This window comes from Pseudonocardia kunmingensis, from assembly GCF_006716445.1.
Taxonomy (GTDB): Bacteria; Actinomycetota; Actinomycetes; order Mycobacteriales; family Pseudonocardiaceae; genus Pseudonocardia; species Pseudonocardia kunmingensis.
Window position 1 is genome coordinate 1,525,000 of the sequence record NZ_VFPA01000001.1, and the last position, 19,538, is coordinate 1,544,537.

Annotated in this window: 13 protein-coding genes; 3 read left to right on the forward strand and 10 right to left on the reverse strand. The window is 74.6% G+C overall.

What is annotated here, in order from left to right; translation table 11 throughout:
• Positions 1-4: 4 nt before the first annotated feature.
• The 4 genes from FB558_RS07290 to FB558_RS07305 form a co-directional block, all read right to left on the reverse strand.
• Entirely contained in the window at positions 5-2,797 is a 2,793-nt protein-coding gene (locus tag FB558_RS07290) for a sensor histidine kinase (protein ID WP_142049388.1), read from the reverse strand.
• Positions 2,794-4,119 carry a hypothetical protein gene (locus FB558_RS43130; protein ID WP_170231215.1) on the reverse strand — a complete coding sequence of 442 codons (1,326 nt, stop codon included), beginning with the start codon at positions 4,117-4,119 and terminating at the stop codon, positions 2,794-2,796. Before FB558_RS43130 ends, FB558_RS07290 begins: the two co-directional genes overlap by 4 nt.
• 108 nt (positions 4,120-4,227) lie before the next feature.
• Entirely contained in the window at positions 4,228-4,893 is a 666-nt protein-coding gene (locus FB558_RS07300; RefSeq protein ID WP_142049392.1) for a response regulator transcription factor, read from the reverse strand.
• The gene (locus tag FB558_RS07305; RefSeq protein WP_142049395.1) at positions 4,884-5,588 is read right to left on the reverse strand and encodes a sensor histidine kinase; all 705 of its coding nucleotides are present in this window, start codon (positions 5,586-5,588) and stop codon (positions 4,884-4,886) included. The genes FB558_RS07300 and FB558_RS07305 overlap by 10 nt, the downstream gene beginning before the upstream one ends.
• 142 nt (positions 5,589-5,730) lie before the next feature.
• Here FB558_RS07305 and FB558_RS07310 point away from each other — a divergent pair, with 142 nt between their 5' ends.
• From FB558_RS07310 to FB558_RS07320, 3 genes are all read left to right on the forward strand, one after another.
• Complete coding sequence (locus tag FB558_RS07310; RefSeq protein ID WP_246106296.1) at positions 5,731-8,190, forward strand: Hsp70 family protein; 2,460 nt, start codon at positions 5,731-5,733, stop codon at positions 8,188-8,190.
• Positions 8,191-8,343: 153 nt separating this feature from the next.
• Complete coding sequence (locus FB558_RS07315; protein ID WP_142049398.1) at positions 8,344-8,580, forward strand: hypothetical protein; 237 nt, start codon at positions 8,344-8,346, stop codon at positions 8,578-8,580.
• 5 nt (positions 8,581-8,585) lie between these two features.
• Positions 8,586-8,792, forward strand: coding sequence for a DUF7455 domain-containing protein (locus FB558_RS07320; RefSeq protein WP_142049401.1), 207 nt, complete (start codon positions 8,586-8,588; stop codon positions 8,790-8,792).
• Between the two features lie 50 nt (positions 8,793-8,842).
• Here the strand turns inward: FB558_RS07320 and FB558_RS07325 are convergent, their stop codons facing one another.
• From FB558_RS07325 to sbnA, 6 genes are read right to left on the reverse strand one after another with little or no spacing between them, the layout of a single operon-like run.
• Positions 8,843-9,706, reverse strand: coding sequence for a DUF1775 domain-containing protein (locus FB558_RS07325; protein WP_170231216.1), 864 nt, complete (start codon positions 9,704-9,706; stop codon positions 8,843-8,845).
• 20 nt (positions 9,707-9,726) lie between these two features.
• On the reverse strand, positions 9,727-10,755 hold the full coding sequence (gene sbnB / locus FB558_RS07330) for a 2,3-diaminopropionate biosynthesis protein SbnB (protein ID WP_142049407.1): 1,029 nt from the start codon (positions 10,753-10,755) through the stop codon (positions 9,727-9,729).
• Positions 10,752-11,717, reverse strand: a complete 966-nt coding sequence (locus tag FB558_RS07335; protein ID WP_142049410.1) for a TauD/TfdA family dioxygenase — start codon at positions 11,715-11,717, stop codon at positions 10,752-10,754. The genes sbnB and FB558_RS07335 overlap by 4 nt, the downstream gene beginning before the upstream one ends.
• 10 nt (positions 11,718-11,727) lie before the next feature.
• A complete protein-coding gene (locus FB558_RS07340; protein WP_246106297.1) occupies positions 11,728-14,232 on the reverse strand; it encodes a non-ribosomal peptide synthetase in 2,505 nt (834 codons plus the stop codon).
• A complete protein-coding gene (locus FB558_RS07345) occupies positions 14,229-18,374 on the reverse strand; it encodes a Pls/PosA family non-ribosomal peptide synthetase (protein ID WP_211366172.1) in 4,146 nt (1,381 codons plus the stop codon). The genes FB558_RS07340 and FB558_RS07345 overlap by 4 nt, the downstream gene beginning before the upstream one ends.
• 15 nt (positions 18,375-18,389) lie before the next feature.
• A complete protein-coding gene (sbnA, locus tag FB558_RS07350) occupies positions 18,390-19,376 on the reverse strand; it encodes a 2,3-diaminopropionate biosynthesis protein SbnA (protein ID WP_142049413.1) in 987 nt (328 codons plus the stop codon).
• Between the last annotated feature and the right edge of the window lie 162 nt (positions 19,377-19,538).

Below are 19,538 nucleotides of genomic sequence, written 5' to 3' on the forward strand. Positions count from 1 at the left end.
CCGCTCAGGGCCGGGCGAGCAGCCGTTCGCAGGTCCGGACGAGGACGTCCGCGGCCGTGCGCGCGTCCGATCCGGCGAGGGGGTTCACGGCGTGCCGCTGCCACCGGGCCAGCTGCTCGGCCGCGGCGCGCCGCACGTCCGGTGCCGGCGAGCCCGGTGCCAGCCCGAGCCGCGTGGGGGTCTCGGGCCCCAGCACCCCGAGCAACCGCTCGGCCGCGCGGCGCTCCCCGTCCGGGAGCTGGAGCTCCCCCGCGCCGAGCGCGTCGAGCACGTCCAGCTCCGCGAGCTCGTGCGCCCCGGAGCGGATGCGGTCCAGCCGGTAGCGCAGCAGCTCGGCGCCCGCGTGCGGCGGGTCCGTCCGCACCAGCTCCTCCAGCGCCCGCAGCACGGCGCGGGCGGCGCGCGCGTCCTCGCGGCAGGCGCGGCGCTCCGCGGGCTCGGGCCCGCGAGGCCCGGTCCGCGGATCGTCGAGCCGCTCGGCGAGCGCGCGCAGGGCGCCCGCCTGCACGCCGACGGGGTAGAGCTCGCGCGCCTCCCGCACCGCGTCGCGCACCTGGTCGAGCAGCGGAGACCCCGTCGAGGCGGGCGGGCGCGGGGCCGGTCGCGCGTCGGGCTCCGGCAGCGGCAGCGACCCCTCCAGGGTGGTCCCCCGGCCCGGGGCCGACCGGACCTCGACCCGCCCGCCCACGGCGGAGATGCGTGCGGTGACGTTGCGCAGGCCGCGTCCCGGCGAGCCCGTCGTCCCGGCCTGGTCCCAACCCGGTCCGTCGTCCTGGACGGTGAACCGCAGCCGCCCGTCCTCGGTGCGCAGGCGCACGACGACGCTCGCGCCGGGAGCATGCTTGCGCGCGTTGCCGACCGCCTCGAGGCAGCAGAAGTACACCGCCGACTCGACGTCGTGCGGGAACCGGCCGTCGCCTGCCGGCACCACGCCGTCCGCGTCCACCGCGATCGGCGGCTGCCCGCGCGCCAGCTCCTCCTCGAGGGCCCGGACGAGCCCGCGCTCGGCCAGCAACGGCGAGGACACGCCCATCGCGGTCTCCGCGAGGATGGACTCGGCCACGTCGATCTGACCGGCGAGCTGCTCGAGCCGCGTGCGCGCCTTGTCGAGCTGGCCGGTCGACACCTGGTGCTCGACCAGACCGAGGGTCAGGCGCAGCGACACCAGGTGGTGCTGCGCGCCGTCGTGCAGGTCCCGCTCGATGCGCCGCCGCTCCGCGTCCATCTCGGCGACGACGGCCCGGCGCGACGCCGCGATCTCGCCGGCGTGCGCGAGGGCGGCCCGCAGCTGGCGCTCCAGCTCGATCCCGGACCGGCTGGCCTGCAGGACGACGCCGAGGCTGTCGGCGACGTCCTCCAGCAGGTGCCGGCGCTGGTGGTGCAGGCCGGCCACGGCGCCGTGGTCCACCGCCAGCGTGCCGACGGCCTCCCCGCCGTGGCGGACCACGACCTCGACGAGCTCGCCGGGGCCGTGCTCCCCGCCCTCGGTCCATGTGTGGCTGCGGTCGCGCAGGCCGGGCCGGGTGACGGTCAACCGGCACGTGCCCGCGCCCAGCCCACGCCCCACGGCCTCCGCCACCTGCGTCAGGTCCGGCGCGTCGGTCGCGGTGACGCGCGAGAGCGCGGTGATCCCGGCGAGCACGCGGTACGGGGTGGGTCGGCTGCCGAACAGCAGCCGGTCGGCCAGCCGTTCGGCCCGCACGTAGACGGGCAGGAGCGCCGGCGCGGCCATGGCCGTCGCGACCACGGCCGCGGTGAGCGCGCCGACCTCGAGCACGTGGTCGAGCGTGCGACGCACGACGACGTAGCCCCCGCCGACCAGCGCGGAGGTCAACCCCACCGCGAGCCCGCGGCTGAACAGCCGCTCCGCCGTCCACAGCCCGCCGCGCCGCGTCGCGACGAACACCGCGACCGCGACGGCGATGCACGCGAGCCGGGAGAACCAGAACAGCAGCGCGGTCGGCTCGCCGTGACCCGGCATGCCCTCGTGCGAGGTCATGTCCACCAGGACCACGCTGCGCCAGCCCGTCGACCACAGCAGCAGCGTGATGACGGCGAGCACCGCGGTGATGGCGAACGCCGCGGCGAGCACGCTGAACAGCAGCCGTGCCTGGGTGCGGGCCGTGGCGGTCGGCGCGCCCCGGATCCGGCGCGGCAGCACCACCAGCCCGGCGACCGGCACGAGGATCCCGAAGAACAGCACGCAGCTCGTGGTGTGCGGCAGCAGCGCCGTGCCGACACCGACGAGCAGCAGCGTGCCGGTGCCCGCCACGACGACGACCGCGCGGGCCGCCCCGCCCGGTTGCGCGCCGCGCCCGGGCGGGAAGAGCAGCAGCGCGACGATGTACGCCGCGCACGCGACCCCGTGCAGCAGCACCTGGTGCAGCGTGCCGATCGGCAGGCCGGTCGCCGTCTCGACCACCGCCGATGCGGCGTGCGCCTGCAGGTTGAACGCGCCCGCCGCGCCGACCATCGCGAGCACCAGCAGCCGGATCGACCAGCTCCGCTCCTGGCTCGTGCCCAGCACCGCCGCGATGACGAGGGTGGCGGCGCTGAAGCCGTAGTCGAGGACGGCCTGGCCGGCCGGTCCGCCGGCCGGGAGCGCGGCGAGGACCCCCTGCGCCCACCGGTCGCCCGCCGCCCCCGCGACGGCCAGCGCGTCCGCGGCACCGGGGAGCTGCGCGGCGACCGCCACGACGGCGCCCGCGGCCAGCCAGGCGACCGACAGCAGGGCGCAGGCCACCAGCAGAACGCCGTACGCCGCCGTGGCGAGGACCTCCCGCCGCCCGCCGTTCACGGCGCCACCTCCGTGCCGAGGCGGCTCTCGACCACCGGCTCGAGCCGGTCGAGCAACCGGACGTGCAGCTCCAGCGGGCCGGGGTCGCCGTCGGCGCCGCCGGTGAGCGCCATCTCGCCACCGAGCGCGGCGAGGCGCTCGGCCTCGTCGGCGAGCGCCTGCCGGAGCTCGTCGGCGCTCACGACCGCCACCGGGTCGTCGACGCGCACCGTCACCGTGCCGTCGGTGCGGTCGAACCCGACGACGACCTCACCGGCACCCGGACGGCCCGCGAGGACGTTCACCGCTGCCGCGACGACGTAGTAGACGCCCGACTCGATCTCCCAGTCCAGGCGCCCGTCCAGGTCGCCGACCAGCCGCACCGGCCGCGGCAGGTCCGCGGCCACCTCGTCGAGGGCCGCGGCGGGCCCCTGGTCGCGCAGGACCGCGGGGTGCACGCCGCGGGCGATCAGCCGGAACCGTTCCAGGAGCTCGTCGAGCCCGACCCGCGCGCGGACCAACGCCTGCTGCGCTCCCCGGGCGTCCTCGGGCCTGCGGTCCAGCCCGGCCCCCGCCGCGCCCACGTGCGCGCGCAACGCGGCCAGCCGGTCCCCCGTCACGTGTCCCAGCTCGATGACCAGGCGCCTGCGCTCGACCTCCCGGGCCCGCGCCAGGCGCTGCCGGGACGCCCGCAGCTCCTCGGCGAGGTCATCGGCCCGTCGCACCCGCTCGGCCAGCTCGGCGTTGAGCGCGACGCCGCGCAGGAGCAGCGCGGCGCCGTTCGCGACGTCGCGCACGAGTTCCCGGTCGCGCGGCGTGACCGCCGCTCCGGGCTTGGTGACGGCGAGCGCGGCGCGCAGGACCGTGCCGTCGACCACCGGGACGACGTGGTCGGTGTCCGGTCGGGCCAGCAGCACCGCCAGGTTCTCCACGGTCGCCTGCGGGGCGCCGGTCGGCGGTGGCGGGTGCTCGGCGGCCGCGACCAGCCGGTCACCGACCGCGAGCCACACGACCGCACGGGTGGCCCCGGTCCCGTCGGCGAGCACCTGGGCGAGCCCGGGCAGCGCCTGCTCCAGCACCCCGGCCCGGATGCGCGTCGCGACCGCGGCCAGCGACGAGTACGGGGTGACCTCGCGGTGGTGTGTGAGGCGCTCGACCAGGCGGTCGATCCGCGGCCGGACGACGCCGAGCCCGGCCGCCGCGAGGGCGACGACCACGAAGGGCAGGAGCACTTCGAGCGGGCCCGCGGCCGCGATGCCGTCGACCACGACGACGAGCACGACGGCGACGCCGCAGGCGACCAGCAACGCCCGCAGCAGCCGCGCCACGACCGTCCGGTCCATCGCGCTCCACCGGTCCCCGCCCGGGTCGGATCCGGGCCCCCGTCGCGTCACGCTAAATGCCACGGCGACCGCCGCCAAGGGGACGAACCGGCCTGGATCGCAGGGGCCTCACTCCCCGTCGCGCTGCGAGCGCAGGTAGGTGAGCACGGCCAGCACCCTGCGGTGGTGCTCGGATGTGTCGGCGTGCAGGTTGAGCTTGCCGAAGATGTTCGCGATGTGCTTCTCCACCGCCTTCGGGGTGACGAACAGCTGGCCGGCGATGCCGTTGTTGGACCGGCCCTCCGCCATGAGGCGCAGCACGTCCAGCTCGCGCTCCGACAGCCGGGTGATCACGCCCTTCCGGTCCCCGCGTGGCCGCTCCACCAGCCGCTTGGCCAGCACCGGCTCGATGACGATCTCGCCGCTGCCGATCCGGGTGAGGGTGTCGCTGAGGACGTCGACGCTGCCCACCTTCTCCTTGAGCCGGTACCCGACGGACTCCGTGCCGATCTCCAGGATCCGCATCAGGTAGTGCGACTCGGCGTAGTGCGAGAGGAACAGCAGCCCCATCCCGGGGTGCGCCGCGCGGAGCCGCTCGGCCGTGACCAGGCCGCCGTCGGGTTCGGGCGGCATCCGGATGTCCAGGATGGCGACGTCCGCCTGCTCCTTGCCGAGCAGCTCGACGAGGGAGTCGCCGTCGGCGGTGCACCCCACCACCTCGTGCCCGGCCGCCTCCAGCAGCATCAGCAGGCCCTCGCGGAACAGGGCGCCGTCCTCGGCCAGTGCTACTCGCATGGGATCCTCACTGTGATCGTGCCGGCATCCGGTCCGCCCGCGACGTCGATCGTGCCGCCCAGGCGCCGCACCGGCACCACCATCGCGGCGGCGTGGTGCAGGTCGACCCCGGCGACCTCGACCACGAGGTCCGCGCCGTCGCGCCGCACCACGACGTGCAGGCCGGCCGCGGTGGGGTCCGCGGCCTCCAGGCACCCGGTCACCGCGAAGTAGGCGGCGCCCTCGGCAGCGGGCCCGAAGCGGTCGGCGGGGGCGTCCACCCGCACCGGCGCCGCCAGCCGGCCGGCCACCTCGCGCAGGGCCGGACCGAGGCCGGCCTCGTCGAGCAGCGGGGGGTAGATCTGCGCGGCCACGTCGCGCAGCTCCTGGAGCACGGCGTGCAGCTCGTCCTGCAGCCCGTCGATCGACACGTCCAGCTCGGGCCCGCCCTCGGCGGCGCGGTGGCGGAACAGCCCCAGCTGCAGGGTGAGCGCCGAGATCCGCAGCGCCGCGCCGTCGTGCAGCTGCCGCTCGAGGTCCCGGCGGCGCCGCCACTGCTCACGCTCGGTGCGCAGGCGCGCGTCCGCTGCGGGGGCGGGCAGGCGGGTGGACCCGCCGGACGCGGGGGGAGGGTGCGGCGGCGGGGCGGGCGTGCCCTGCTCACGGGCGGTGCGGGGAGCGTCGCCGGCGCGCTGCGGCGCTGGCTCGAGCATCATGCGACGTATCCTCCGCCGCCCCTGCGCACTCGTGAAGGGGGCGGCCCCCACCCCGGGTAGGGCTGTCCCCCTGTTGTTCGGCCCCGGGACCAGGAAGCGTAACGATCAGCCATCGGGGAGCGACGGGATCCGGAGTCCCGCCATGGGAGGCGTCGTGGGCTATCACCTCGGAGTAGATCTCGGTACGACGTTCGTCGCAGCCGCCCTCGCCACGGAGTCGCGCGTCGAGATGTTCACCCTCGGCGACCGGACGGTGGTCACCCCCGCCGTCGTCTACCTCCGCGAGGACGGCGCCCTGGTCTCCGGCGACGCCGCCGCCCGCAGGGCGGTCAGCAGCCCGGACCGGATCGGGCGGGAGTTCAAGCGCCGCCTCGGCGACCCGACGCCCGTGATGCTCGGCGGCGCCCCGTACGCGGTCACCGGGCTGCTCGGTGCCCTCCTGCACGACGTCATCACCCGGGTCACCGAGACCGAGGGCGCGAAGCCCGCGAGCGTGGTGCTCACCCACCCCGCGAACTGGGGGCCGTTCCGGCGCGAGCTGTTCGAGGAGGTCCCCCAGGTCGCCGGGCTCACGGCCCCGCGCACCGTCACCGAGCCCGAGGCCGCCGCGGCGCACTACGCCGCGTCCCGGCAGCTCTCCGACGGTGAGGTCATCGCGGTGTACGACCTCGGCGGCGGCACCTTCGACGCCACGGTGCTGCGCAAGCACCCGGGCGGCATCGAGATCCTCGGCGTCCCGGAGGGGATCGAGCGCCTCGGCGGCGTCGACTTCGACGAGTCGATCCTGTCCCACGTCAACTACGCGGCGGGCGGTGCGCTCAGCGAGCTCGACATGAGCGACCCGCAGACCGCCGTCGCGCTGGCCCGGTTGCGCCAGGACTGCGTGCTGGCCAAGGAGGCCCTGTCGATCGACACCGAGACGACGATCCCGGTGTTCCTGCCGCACCGCCACTTCGACGTGCCGCTCACCCGGGCCGAGTTCGAGGACATGATCCGGGCCCCCGTCGAGTCCACCATCGGCACGCTGCAGCGCACGCTGCGCTCGGCCCAGGTCGAGCCGAGCACGCTCTCCGCCGTGCTGCTGGTCGGCGGCTCCTCACGGATCCCGCTGGTCTCCCGGATGATCTCCGAGGAGCTGGGCCGCCCCACGGTGGTCGACGCGCACCCGAAGTACGCCGTCGCGCTCGGAGCGGCCAGCCTGGCCCTCGCCGGTGCCGGTACCGGTACCGCGCCGGCCGGTGTCGGCGCCGGAGTCGGGGTCGGTGGGTACCCGCCGCCGGTCGGGGACGTCGCGCCACCGCCGGTACCGCCCGGCCCGCCCCCGTCGCCCCGGTCCCCGGAACCCCGGCCGGGCCCGGCGACGAGCGGGTACGGCGCACCGCAGCGCCCCGCGACGGCCCCGACCCGGCCCGCCGACCAGGACCGCGTGCCGGCGGCCCACGGGGGCCCGCCGGGCGTCGCGCCCCCCGGGCCGCCCGCCTCCCCGGGCGGCGGCAGCGGTCGCCGAGCGCTGGTCGTCGTGGCCGCGGTGGTCGCGCTGCTCGCCATCGTCGGCGGTGTCGGCTACATCGCCGCCGACCGCCTCCGCACGCCGCCGCCCGCGGCCCAGCCCACCGCGGCGGCCGACCCGCAGGCCGTCCCGCCCGAACCCGCCCCGGCACCGCCCATCCCGTCGCCCGCGGTGGCCTCGAGCGTTCCGGTGCCTGCCCTGGGCACGACGGTCCCGGTCGGCGACACCCCGGGCTTCGTCGTCGTCTCCCCCAACGGGCGCCAGGCCTACATCGCCAACCGGACCGCGGGCGTCGTCACGGTCGTCGACACCGCCGTCGACCGCGTCACGGCCACGATCCCGGTGCCGGCGGGCCCGCCGCAGTTCCTGTCGTTCTCCCCCGACGGCAGGCGGATCTACGTCAGCATCTGGAACGAGGCCCGCACGATCGCGGCCGTCGGCGTGCTCGACACCACCACCAACTCGGTCATCGCCACGATCCCGGTGCGCACGCGGCCGTTCCTCGCGGCGGTCACGCACGACGGCAAGTGGCTGTACGTGCCCAACCACGACTCGGGCACCCTGTCGGTCATCGACACCGCGACCCACGTGGTGACCACCGAGATCAAGGTCGCGCCCAACCCGCACTGGATCGAGTTCTCGACCGACGGCTCGCGCGCCTACATCGCCAACCACGAGTCCAACCTCGTCTCCGTGCTCGACACGTCGAACAACACGGTGCTCGCCGAGGTGCCCGTGGAGCGCAGCCCGCACAGCGTGGCGGTGCACCCGACGCGCCCGCTCGTGGCCAACGTCAACTACGACGCGGCATCCGTCACCATGATCGACACGAACACCGAGCGGGTCATCGCCACGATCGACGTGGGCGCGAACCCGCAGGACATCACCTGGGCACCCGACGGCCGGTTCGCCTACACGACCAACGTCAACGACCACAGCGTCTCCGTGATCGACGCCGAGTCGATGACGGTCACGGCCACGATCCCGACCGGCATGTCCCCGACCTCGGTCGCGGTCCACCCGGACGGCACGACCGGCTACGTCACGAACCTCGACGACGGCACCCTCACCCTGCTGCACCTCTCGGGCTGATCCCGGCGCGGCTGCACCCCCTGGGGTTCACCCCACCTCGACCGGCGGGTCGTCCCACCCGGTCGTAGGGCCAGCGCGATGTTGCCGGACGCCGCCGCGGCGCATCCTTCCAAGGTCACCGGGAAACCCCGCCGGGCCGGAAGGAGAACGACGATGAGCACCACCACCGCCACGCCCCTCACCCCTCGGGACCGGGCCGTGCTCCGGGCCGTCGCGGCCGGCCGGTGCGAGATCTCCGCAGCGGCCGGTGGTGTGCTCGTCGTCGACGGCCTCTGCTTCGCCGACCAGTTCACCGGGCCCCGCCTCACGTCCGCGGGCCTGATCGCCGCGGCGGCCGAGACGGGACGGGCCCTGCTCACCGCGTCCGGCCGCGCGCTGCTGGCGGCGTGATCCCCATGTCCACCGCCCCGACCGGCACCGCCCCGACCGGCACCGTCCACGCCGCGCTCACCCGCCACGACCGGTGCGACCGCTGCACCGCGGCGGCCCAGGTCGTCGCCGTGATCCCGAACGCGGGGGAGCTCCTGTTCTGCGGTCACCACACCCGCGTGCACGCCGCGCGGCTGCGCGACATCGGCGCCGAGTTCCGCCTCGGTCGCTGACCCACCCGCCCCCCGAGCCCGGTCGCCTCCCGCGCGGCCGGGCTCGGGTGTCAGCGCGTGTCCGCCGGCGGCCCGCCGCCCCGCTCCCCCGCCGTCACGGCCTCGAAGCGGCGGCGCTGCCTGCGGGACAACATCGCGACGAGCGCGCCCACGACCGCGGCGAGGGCCAGCAGCGCGCCGACCGTCGTGGCGATCCCGCCCGGAGTGGCGGCGTCCGCGGCCGGGAGGGCGGCGGCCCCCTCGCCGTGGTGGTGGCCGTGCGCGGCGGCGGCCGGCTCGGGGCGCGGTGGTGCACCGAGCGCCAGCTCGAGGGCGTCGTGCGCCGGCCTCGGTCCACCGTCGGCCCAGCTGTTCGTCCACTCGACGGAGCGCCCGGAGGCGTCGGACAGGACCGCGCGGAAGCGGACCGGGCCCGCGCCGTCCGGCATCAGGTCCACGTGCAGGACGAGCTGCGCCGCACCCGTGGTCGGCGGTGCCGTGGCCGTCCAGGCGACCTCCGACACGACCTCGTGGACCGGGCCGTCGACGCTCGGGGCGGGGGCCGGGAGCACGGTCGTCGTCACCTGGGACGTCCAGCCGGGCACGGCCGGCGCCGTGACGCCCACGAGCGGGCGCCCCGTGGGCAGGAACAACCGGAACCGGACGGCGGGAGCCGCCGGGTCGATGCCGCTCAGCAGGACGCGCAGCGTGACGTCCCGGGCGCCGCGCTCGACGTGGTCGGGCTCGAGCGCGGCGTCCGGGTCCGGCGCGACCGGGTCCGCTGCGACCTGGGCGGCAACCCGGCCGGCGGGCTCGGCCGACACGCCGGCGGCGGGGGTCGCGGCACCCAGCAGGGCCGGCCACAGCAGGGCCAGCGCCACGAGCCGGCCGGCCGCGACCGGCCCGCGTCCTCGCCGCACCCGCGCAGACCACACCCGAGCAGTGTGCCCGGCGCTCACCCGTGGCGGCTCAGGTCGTGGAAGAAGTCGTCGACGACGTGCAGCCCACCGCCGCGGGCGATCTCGTCGTGGACGAACTTGCCGACCGCCAGGTCGAGCACCCCGAGCCCGAACGGGGAGAACACCACCGGACGGCCCGCCGGGACCCCGACGCGTCCGCTCAGGACGTCGTCGAGGGTCCCGTGCAGGAAGTCCCGGTTGCCGGTGAGCTGTTCGACCAGGTGCGGTGAGGTGTCGGCCTTGAGGCAGTGCTCGACGTCGTCGACGATGTTGGTGGCGGCCAGGAGGACTTCCGGAGCGAGGTCGCGCAGCGACACGTGCAGCACGACCGGGTCGTGGTCGAACCAGGACGGTTCGTGCACGTGCGGTCGGGCGGCGACGGTGGCGAACACCACCAGGTCGCTGGAGCGGATCAGCTGTTCGGCCGTGTCGTGCGCGGTGATCCGCCCGGCGGCGCCCGCGGCCCGCAGGTGGTCGCGGAACCCCGCGGTGCTGCCCGCGGACAGGTCGAACAGCCCCACCTCGTCGAACGACCAACCGGTGCCGGCGAGGAAGGTGTGGATGTAGCGGGCGATCAACCCGGTCCCGATGAACCCGACCCGCGCCGGTCGGGGCCGCCCGCGGCTGAGCCGGTCGGCGGCCAGTGCGGCCGAGGCGGCGGTGCGGGTGGCGCTGATGATGGAGCTCTCCAGGCACGCGAAGGGGTAGCCGGTCTCGTGGTCGTTGAGGATCAGCACCGCGGACGCGCGCGGGATCCCGGCGGTCACGTTGTCCGGGAAGCTGGAGATCCACTTCAGGCCGTCGACCCCGGTCCGCCCGCCGAGCGACGCGGGCAGCGCGATGATCCGGGAGGATGGCCGGTCGGGGAACCGCAGGAAGTACGAGGGCGGGTTCACCGAGTCGCCCGCCCCGTGCGTCCGGTAGGTGGCCTCGACCAGCTCCACGATCTGCTCCTCGCGCCCGTGCAGCACCTGCTGGACCTGCGCACCGGAGATCACCGCGAACGGTGGCACCACCCCGGTCATCGCAGGCTCACCGCGTCGGCCATCGCGACGAGCACCTCACGCGGGCCGGTGAAGGCCTCCCGGCTGTGCGCGGTGCGGATGTTGTCGACCAGCATCAGGTCGCCGTCCTGCCAGGGCTCGCGGGCGGTGTGCTGCTCGTACACGGCGTTGAGCAGCTGCACGACGTCGGCGCCGATCGGCTCACCGCCACCGAAGCGGGTGGTGAAGGGCAGCCCGTCGGGGCCGTAGGTGTCGACCAGGAACTCGCGCACCTCGGGTTCGATGGTCCACTCGTTGAGGAACGCGATCTGGTTGAACCAGCAGCGTCGTCCGGTGAGTGCGTGCCGGAGGACGGCGCGGCGCCGCTGCCAGGTGCGCAGCCCGCCGTCGGGCTGCCACTGGAAGCTGATCGCGTTGTCCCGGCAGTAGGACTCGACCGCGGCCGGGTCGTCGGTGCCGAACGCGTCGGCGATCGAGGCGCCGATCTCGTCGTTGTAGTTGCGCACGAGCAGCCAGCCCTCCTGCTCGAACCGCCGCACCAGCTCGGCGGGCAGGGCGTCGAGGACCCGCGACGAGTCGGCGACACCGGTCGCCCCACCGGTCTGCGGTGCCTGCAGGCAGGCGAACAGCATCAGGGCGGGGACCTCCACGGCGTAGCTGCGCTCGTGGTGCATGCACATCGGCTGGTTCGCCGGCCACACCGACGAGGAGTACACGCCGTCGGCGTGGACGCGGCGGGCGGCGAACGCCTCGCGGTCGACCATCAGGTTCGCGGACAGCCGCCCGAACACGGCGGCGACCGTGTGCGGGTCGCGCAGTCCGAGGCCGCGCACGAGCACCGCGCCGTGGTCGGCCACCACCGAGTGCAGCACGTCGCGGTGCGCGGCGGCCCAGGCGGTGGGATCGGGGGGTGTCGGCACGTGCAGCAGCGCGGGTGCGCCGGGCCGCAGGTCGACGCGCAGGGACGGGGCGGGGTAGGACATCGGGATCTCCTTATCGGGTGGGCGCGGGGGCCGGCTCGCCCCTGCCGTCGAGCAGTGCGGCCAGGTCGGCCAGTACCGGGTGGGCGGTGACATCGGTGATCGAGACGGCGCGCCGGAGCGCGATGACGAGCTTGACCGCCGACAGGGAGGTGCCGCCCCGGTCGAAGAAGTGGTCGTGCCGCCCGACGCGCTCCTCACCGATCCCGAGCACGGTCGCGAACGCCGCCGCCAGCCGGCGCTCCCCGGGGCCGCTCGGGGCGTGGTAGCCGTCGTCACCGGGACCGGGCTCGCCGGTACCGAGCTCGGCGGCGAGCGCGCCGAGCACCTTCTTGTCGATCTTGCTGTTCGGCGTCAGCGGCAGCGCCCCCCGGTGGTGGAACGCGGCCGGGACCATGTAACCGGGCAGCGAGGCCCCCAGCCCGTCCCGCAGGACGTCGAGGGGAAGGGGTGCCGGGGCGGAGTAGAAGGCCACCAGCCGCCGGCCGCCGTCACCCCGCTCGGCGACCACCACCGCCCCGTCGCGCACGCCGGGCACCCGCAGCAGCGCGTTCTCGACCTCACCGATCTCGATCCGGAAGCCGGAGATCTTCACCTGCGCGTCGCGGCGGCCCAGGAACTCCAGCTTGCCGTCCGGACGCCAGCGCCCGTAGTCGCCACCCAGGTACAGCCGGGCGCCCTCGCGGTGCGGGTCGACCCGGTAGGCCTCGCGGGTGCGGACCGGGTCGTTGACGTAGCCGCGCCCCACGCACACCCCGGAGAAGGCGATCAGCCCCGGCGCACCCAGCGGGACCGGGCGCAGCTGCTCGTCGACGACGTAGAGCACCACGTTGCGGATCGGGCGACCCAGCGGCACCCGGTCGTCGGCCGGCGGCCGGCGCAGCACCTCGTGGTTGGTGTCGTCGGAGGTCTCGGTCAGCCCGTAGGCGTTCACCAGCGGGACGTCGGGTTCGAGGGCGAACCAGCGCCGGATCAGGTCGGCCTTGAGCGCCTCCCCGGTGGCGGACACGCACCGCAGGTCCGGCAGCGGGCGGGGGTGGCGTTCCCGGTGGGTCAGCACCACCTCCAGGTAGGAGGGCACCATCTGCACCACCGCCACCCGCTGCGCGGCCAGCGTGTCGACGTAGCGTGCGACGTCGAGGACCACCGCCTGCTCGACGACGACGGTGCGGCCGCCCACCAGCAGGGCCGCGAGGAGCTGCCAGAGCGAGATGTCGAAGCACTGCGGCGCGGTCTGGGCCACGACGCCGCCCTCGGCGATGTCGAGGTCCTCGACCTTGGCGAGCAGGTGGTTGAGCATCCCCGCGTGCTCGCACATCGCACCCTTGGGCTCACCGGTGGAGCCGGAGGTGAAGTAGACGTAGGCGAGCTGGTCGGGGCCGACCGGGATCCCGAGGCTGCCGTCGGGGTGGCCCTCGGCGTCGGCGTCCTGCACCTCGAGCCGCTGCACGCCGGGCAGCTCGGCCAACGCCGCGTCCAGGGAAGCGCTGCTCCCGGGCTCGGTGACCGCCCACCGGCACCCGGCGCGGGCCAGGACGGTGGCGATCCGCGCGGCCGGGAAGTGCGGCTCGACCGGCAGGTACACCCCACCGGCCTTGAACACCGCCAGTACCGCCGCCATCCAGTCCAGGTTCCGCTCGGTGACGACCGCGACCACCCCCTCCCGGTCCAGCCCGCGCGCCCGCAGCGCGCGGGCCAGCCGGTTCGCCCGGGAGTCCAGCTCCCGGTAGGTCCACTCCCGCTCGCCGTGCACCGCGGCCACCGCGTGCGGGTGCGCCCGCACCCGGTCCTCGAACAGCTCGTGGAACCGCCGGTCCGGCAGCTCCCGCGCAGGCCCGGCCAGCTCCTCGAGCTGGAACCGGAGCTCCTCGCGCGAGAGCAGGCTCTGCCGCCCGTGGTCGGCGGCGGGATCCGCCGTCATCTGCATGAGCGCGGTCAGGTGGTAGCCGGCGATCCGCGCCGCCGCAGCCGCGTCGAGCACGTCGGTCCGGAACCGCAGGACGAGCACCCGGCCGCCGTCGGCGACCCCGACCCGCAGCACCGTGCCCGCGGTCAGGTCAGCGTCCCCGCCCGGGTCGAGCACCACCTCGACCGACGGGCCCGGGACATCCAGCTCCCGCCGCAGCTCCTCGAGGGGGAAGTCCGCGTGCGCCGCCAGCTCCGACGCGGCGCGGTCGGCGTCCGCGAGCAGGGCCCGCCAGGAGCCCTCCCCGACCACGAGCCGGCAGGGCAGCCGCCGGCCGCCCACGACGATCCCGGTGACCACCTCCCGCTCCCCGGAGACCGACGCGAGCACCTTCGCGTGCACGGCCAGCGCCCCCGCCCGGGTCGACAGCGCGGCCACCAGGTCCTCGGGCACCGCCTGCCGGTGCACGCCGGCACCGGGCTGCGGGGCCGCGCTCCACCGCGGAACCGCGGTGCCGCCACCGGCGAGGAGCACGTCCCGCCAGAACGCGCGCGCGGGGTCCGTCGTGCTGGTCGTCGCCATTTCCGTCGTCGTCATTTCCGTCGCCGTCATGTCGTCATCTCCCTGGCCGGATTCCCACCCCACCGCTCGTGCGGCGGGACTTCCTCGCCCTTCATCAGGAACGAATCGGGGGCGAGTACCGCCCCGTCGCCCATCGTCACGCCGTAGTGCACGAATGCGCCGACCCCGAGCGTGCAGTGCGCGCCGATCGTGACGAGGTCGGACTTGAACGCGCCGTCCTCCTGCGAATGCGCCTGGACGACCGTTCCGGCGTTCAGCGTGCAGCCGTCCCCGATGGTGACGAAGGACTTCTCGGTGATCACGCAACCGTCGTCGAACACCCGCCGCCCGATCCGCACGCCCAGCATCCGCCAGATCAGGTTCTTGAACGGAGTGCCGTTGAACGCCTGGAGGTACTGGGTGAACGGCACCTTCCAGAAGCGCTCGTGGCGCCAGAACGCGCGGTCGTAGATCGAGCAACCGTTCGGGACGAACGCCTTCAGACCGGTGACGGCCCGCTCGACCAGCACGAAGTAGCCGACGCTGACCAGCGGCAGGAGCGCGGCGGCCAGTGCGATCAGGGGTGCGCCCCACGACTGGTACAGGTCGATGCAGACCATGCCGAGCACGGTGACGAGCAGGAGGTGCAGCCACCGAACCAGCAGGCGCAGCGCGATCGTGGTGACGTTGTGCGCGTTCTTCTCCGCGAGCCGGCGGCGCAGTTCGGCCGGGCTCTGCAGTTCCAGGTTGCTGTCCCGCTCGACCGAGCGCGGGATCTCGAACGAGGGTGATCCCAGCAGGCCGACGCCCTCCCGGACATCGCCGTCCACCGGAACCATGACCTTCGTGGCGAGCAGGCAGTTGTCGCCCGTTCTCCCCTGGGCGGGATAGGCGATGTTGTTGCCCAGGAAGTTGTGGCGCCCGACCGATACCCGGGCCACCCGGAACGACGTGTTCGAGAAGTCGGCGTTGACGAACGACAGCCCGTCGGCCACCACCGTTCCGGTGCCCACCGCGCTCAGGAACGGGTTGTCGTGCTTCACCGCCGCGCCGAAGTTCGACCCGGTCTGCTCGACGGGCGACAGGCGGTAGCCGAGGCAGCGCAGGTACCCGACGATGTAGGAGCTGTCGCCGAACAGTTCCGTGAAGTACTTGACGTTCGTGATGCGCCCGATCACCCGGTGCGCCCAGTAGCGCACGCCGTAGAGCGGGTGGACGGTGTCCGGCGGGACGAGGGGGCGCAGCACCCGCGGGACCGTGACCACCATCAGGAGGCCGACGAGCAGGGAGCCGAGGAAGACCCAGTAGGAGACCGCGACGGCCTGCAGGTGGAAGCGCCAATCGGTGATGGCCGACGGGCCCGTCCCGAGCAGGTCCGTGAGGTGGGGGATCCGGGCGGCGACGAGCACCCCGGTGCCGAGGAGCAGCGGCAGGAGCAGCAGTACGTTCAGCAGCTGCACGGCCGAGAAGACGACCCGGCGCAGACCACCGCAGCGGGCGGGCGCGACGGCCCGGTAGTCCACGTCGGTGGGCACCGCCGGGGAGCCGTGCCACCGCCGGCCTGCCGGCACGGTCTGCCCGGTGTGCAGCGAGGAGCTGTGCCCGAGCTGGGCCCCATCGCCCATGGCGGTGTGGATGTCGAGCACCGTGGCCTCGCCGACGACCACGTCGCGCCCGAGCGTGACCGCGCCGGTCTGGATCAGCCCGTCGTGTGCCCGGTAGCAGGAGAAGTGCGAGTCCTTGCGCACGACCGCGCCCTCGCCGATCGTCAGCAGGTCGGTGCAGACGGGGACGTGCGGGCTGAGCACCACCGCGCCGCGCCCGATCGTCGCGCCCAGCGCCCTGAGGTAGAGCACGTAGAGCGGTGAGCCGGCGAACAGCACGAGCGGGTTGGTCCGGATGAGCATCTTGACCAGCCAGAACCGGAAGTAGGCCAGGCTCCACACGCGGATCCGGCGCGGCGTCCACCGGCCCACGACCAGCCACTTGGCCACCACGGACAGCAGGGACAGCCCCACGAAGCTCGCGCCGGCGAACAGCAGCGACCGCAGGTAGACCTGCACCACGTCCGGGCCGGTGGCCACCCACTCGATCCCGCGGATCGCGACGAAAGCGGTGAGGTAGCCGTACCCGACGATCGTCAGCAGCTGCAGCGCTCCGCACAGCACGTGGTGCGGCGTGCCGACCGGCTCCTCGAGCTCGAACGGCGCCGGCTCGGCGGGCGGCTGCGGTTCCGCGAGCTGCGGCGTCGCCCGCCCGGCCGGGGCGGGCTCGGCGAACGCGCTCGCGAGGCCGGCGATGGTCGGGTTGCGGTAGACGTCCTTCATCGACACCGACGGCAGGTCGGCACGCTTGCGCACCCGCGCGCAGAACTGCGCCATCACCATCGAGTCCGCGCCCAGGTCGTCGAAGAAGTGGCTGCCGACCGCCACCTGCTCGGCCTTGAGGACGTCGGCGAGCACCTCGGCGAGGCTGTGCTCCAGCAGGACGGGCGCCGGACCGGCGAGCGCCGTCGCCAGTGCCCGGACCGTCGGGTTGCGGTAGATGTCCTTCATCGACACCGACGGCAGGTCCGGCCGCTTGCGCACCCGCGCGCAGAACTGCGCCATCACCATCGAGTCGGCACCGAGGTCGGAGAAGAAGTGGCTCCCGGCCGGGACCCGATCGACCCCCAGGACGGCCGCGAGCACCTCGGCGAGCGCCGTCTCGACACCGGTCGCCGGGCTCGCGGCCGGGGCGGGGGCGGGGGCCAGTGCCTCGGGCGGGGCCACGCCACCGGCGGTGACGGCCTGGACGATCTCCGGCGCCCGCAGCAGCAGCGACTCGATCTCGGCCAGCTCGCTGCGGTAGCCCCGCGTCTCGTCCCGGTCGACCCGCCCGTGGTGCTCGATCTCGCCGTGGGCGTCGACCCGGCCCAGGTCGCCGGTGCGGTAGATCCGGCGGGACGGGTTGGCGGGGATCCCCAGGAAGTCCGGGATGAACGCCTTCTCGGTGAGCTCGGCGCGGTCGAGGTACCCGCAGGACAGCCCGATCCCCGCGATCCCGATCTCGCCGATCTCGCCGTGCGGCAGGGCGCGGTACGGGTCGTCGGGGTCCAGGACGACGGTGCTGTAGGTCGGCAACGGCACGCCGATGGTCGGCGGCTTGTCCGGGTGCAGCTGGGTCCAGGCCGCGCTGACGGTGGCCTCGGTGGGGCCGTAGACACCCACGAACCGGCGGCCGGGCCGGTGCCAGCGGCGGACCAGCTCGGGGGGACAGGCCGCGCCCGCCACCAGCAGGAAGCGCAGTCCGGGCAGGTCAGCGGGGATCGTGGCCAGCACGCCCGGCACGCAGCACATCGCCGACACGCGCTGCGCCACGAGGAACTCGTGCAGGTCGCGGCCCTGCAGGCGCACGCCCGTCGGGCGCGGCACCAGGGTAGCCCCGCGCATCCACGGCACCCAGATCTCCTCGACGGAGAAGTCGAACGCGAGCGAGAGCGCCTGGTAGACCCGGTCCCGCGGCCCGATGCCGTACACCTCGGCGGCGACCTTGACGAAGTTGCAGATGCTGCGGTGGTCGATCGCCACCCCGCGGGGACGCTCGTCGGATCCGGCGGGGTAGATGATGTAGGCGAGCTGGTCGTCGCGGACGCCACGCTCGGCGGCGACGAGCCGGTGCGGGCTCTGCTCGTCGATCAGGCGCGCGGCCCGGTCGAGGTGCACCAGTTCGGCGCGGCCCGCGGTGAGCTCCTCGATCCGCTGCACCCGGTCGGCCACGGCGGTCGTCGACAGCACCGTGCGCACCCGGGCGTCCTCGACGATGTGGGCCATCCGGTCCGCGGTGAACCCGACGTCCAGCGGGACGTACACCGCGCCGATCTTCAGCACCGCCAGCATCGCGACGTAGGCGTCGGTCGCGCGGTCGAACAGCAGCGCGATCCGGTCGCCCGCGTCGGCCCCGCGCAGGCGCAGGTAGCGCGCCGTCCGGTTGGCCCGGGCGTCCAGCTCCTCGTAGGTGAGGGACACCTCGCCGGCATCCACGGCGAGCTGGCCGGGCCGCCCGTACGTGCTGACCCAGTCGCACCGTTCCTCGAACAGGTGGTCCAGGCGCTCGTCCTGGCGGACCCGCCAGCCCTGCGCCTCGTGCCGGTCCACCAGGACCAGCTCGGAGATCGGCACCGCAGGCCCGTCGAGCTGCAGCATCGTGGTCATCCCGGGCTCCGGGGCTCAGGCCGCGCGGGGGACGTCGAGCGGCTCGTCGGAGCCGAGGACGTCCTCGCCGTACAGGTCGCGCAGCCAGTTGGTCTGGTAGACGGTGTCGAGGTAGCGCTCGCCGAGGTCGGGGGCGATCGCCACCGCGGTCAGGTCCCGCGCGCCGTGCCGTTCCAGCCAGGTCGTCGCGCCGCTGACGACCGTGCCGGTCGAGCCGCCGAACAGGAACCCGCGCCGGGCCAGCGCGTGGCAGGTGCGGATCGTGTCGCGCTCCTCGACGAGCACGACGTCGTCGACGTAGGACTCGTCCAGGAAGTGGGGTCGCACGGCCATGCCGAGGCCGGGGATCATCCGCTGGCCCGCCGGACCGCCGAAGCTCACCGATCCCACAGTGTCCACGGCGACGATCCGCACCGCCGGGTGCCGTTCGCGGAAGAAGCGCGCGCAGCCCATCAGCGTGCCGGTCGTGCCCGCGCCGACGAACAGCACGTCCAGCGCGGGGAACTGGCGCGCGATCGCGGGAGCGGTCGTGCGGTGGTGCGCCTTCCAGTTGCTCGGGTTCGCGTACTGGTCGAGCCAGACGCAGCGGGGGTCGGAGGCGCAGAGGGCGCGGACGTGGTCGATGCGCGCCTGGAGGAAGCCGCCCTCGGGGTGCGGCTCGGTGACGGTGTGCACCTCGGCGCCCAGCGCCTCCATGAGACGCCGCGTCGCGAGGTTGCAGCGCGGGTCGGTGACGCACCGGAAGCCGTAGCCCCGGCTCGCGGCGATCATGCTCAGCGCCACGCCGAGGTTGCCCGACGAGGACTCGACCAGGATCGAACCGGGGCGCAGGAGCCCGTCGCGCTCGGCGGCCTCGACCATCTCCGACGCCGCCTTCAGCTTGATCGAGCCGGCGAAGTTGAATCCCTCGCACTTGAGGAACAGCGAGTGCCCGACCACCGCGAGCAGGTCGACGTAGAGCTCGTCCTCGTTGAACTCCTGGGGAACCGAGATCACTGGCATGACGACTCCTCTGCCGGAAGCCCTGGTGGGTGGCGCTTCGCTGCGTCACAGAGTGCGACCGGAGGCGGTGCCGATCGATGGTGTGCACACCACGACGCGGGCGGAGAACACCCGGAGTCGAAGGCGTCCTCCCCCACGCCGGCGGTCGGGTTTCCCCTACCG

Excerpts from the sequence above, each read along its gene's own strand:
- FB558_RS43130 (WP_170231215.1), bottom strand. The coding sequence starts at position 4,119 with ATGGACCGGACGGTCGTGGCGCGGCTGCTGCGGGCGTTGCTGGTCGCC.
- FB558_RS07300 (WP_142049392.1), bottom strand. The coding sequence starts at position 4,893 with ATGCGAGTAGCACTGGCCGAGGACGGCGCCCTGTTCCGCGAGGGCCTG.
- FB558_RS07305 (WP_142049395.1), bottom strand. The coding sequence starts at position 5,588 with ATGATGCTCGAGCCAGCGCCGCAGCGCGCCGGCGACGCTCCCCGCACC.
- FB558_RS07310 (WP_246106296.1), top strand. The coding sequence starts at position 5,731 with ATGGGAGGCGTCGTGGGCTATCACCTCGGAGTAGATCTCGGTACGACG.
- FB558_RS07315 (WP_142049398.1), top strand. The coding sequence starts at position 8,344 with ATGAGCACCACCACCGCCACGCCCCTCACCCCTCGGGACCGGGCCGTG.
- FB558_RS07320 (WP_142049401.1), top strand. The coding sequence starts at position 8,586 with ATGTCCACCGCCCCGACCGGCACCGCCCCGACCGGCACCGTCCACGCC.
- sbnB (WP_142049407.1), bottom strand. The coding sequence starts at position 10,755 with ATGACCGGGGTGGTGCCACCGTTCGCGGTGATCTCCGGTGCGCAGGTC.
- FB558_RS07335 (WP_142049410.1), bottom strand. The coding sequence starts at position 11,717 with ATGTCCTACCCCGCCCCGTCCCTGCGCGTCGACCTGCGGCCCGGCGCA.
- FB558_RS07340 (WP_246106297.1), bottom strand. The coding sequence starts at position 14,232 with ATGACGGCGACGGAAATGACGACGACGGAAATGGCGACGACCAGCACG.
- FB558_RS07345 (WP_211366172.1), bottom strand. The coding sequence starts at position 18,374 with ATGACCACGATGCTGCAGCTCGACGGGCCTGCGGTGCCGATCTCCGAG.
- sbnA (WP_142049413.1), bottom strand. The coding sequence starts at position 19,376 with ATGCCAGTGATCTCGGTTCCCCAGGAGTTCAACGAGGACGAGCTCTAC.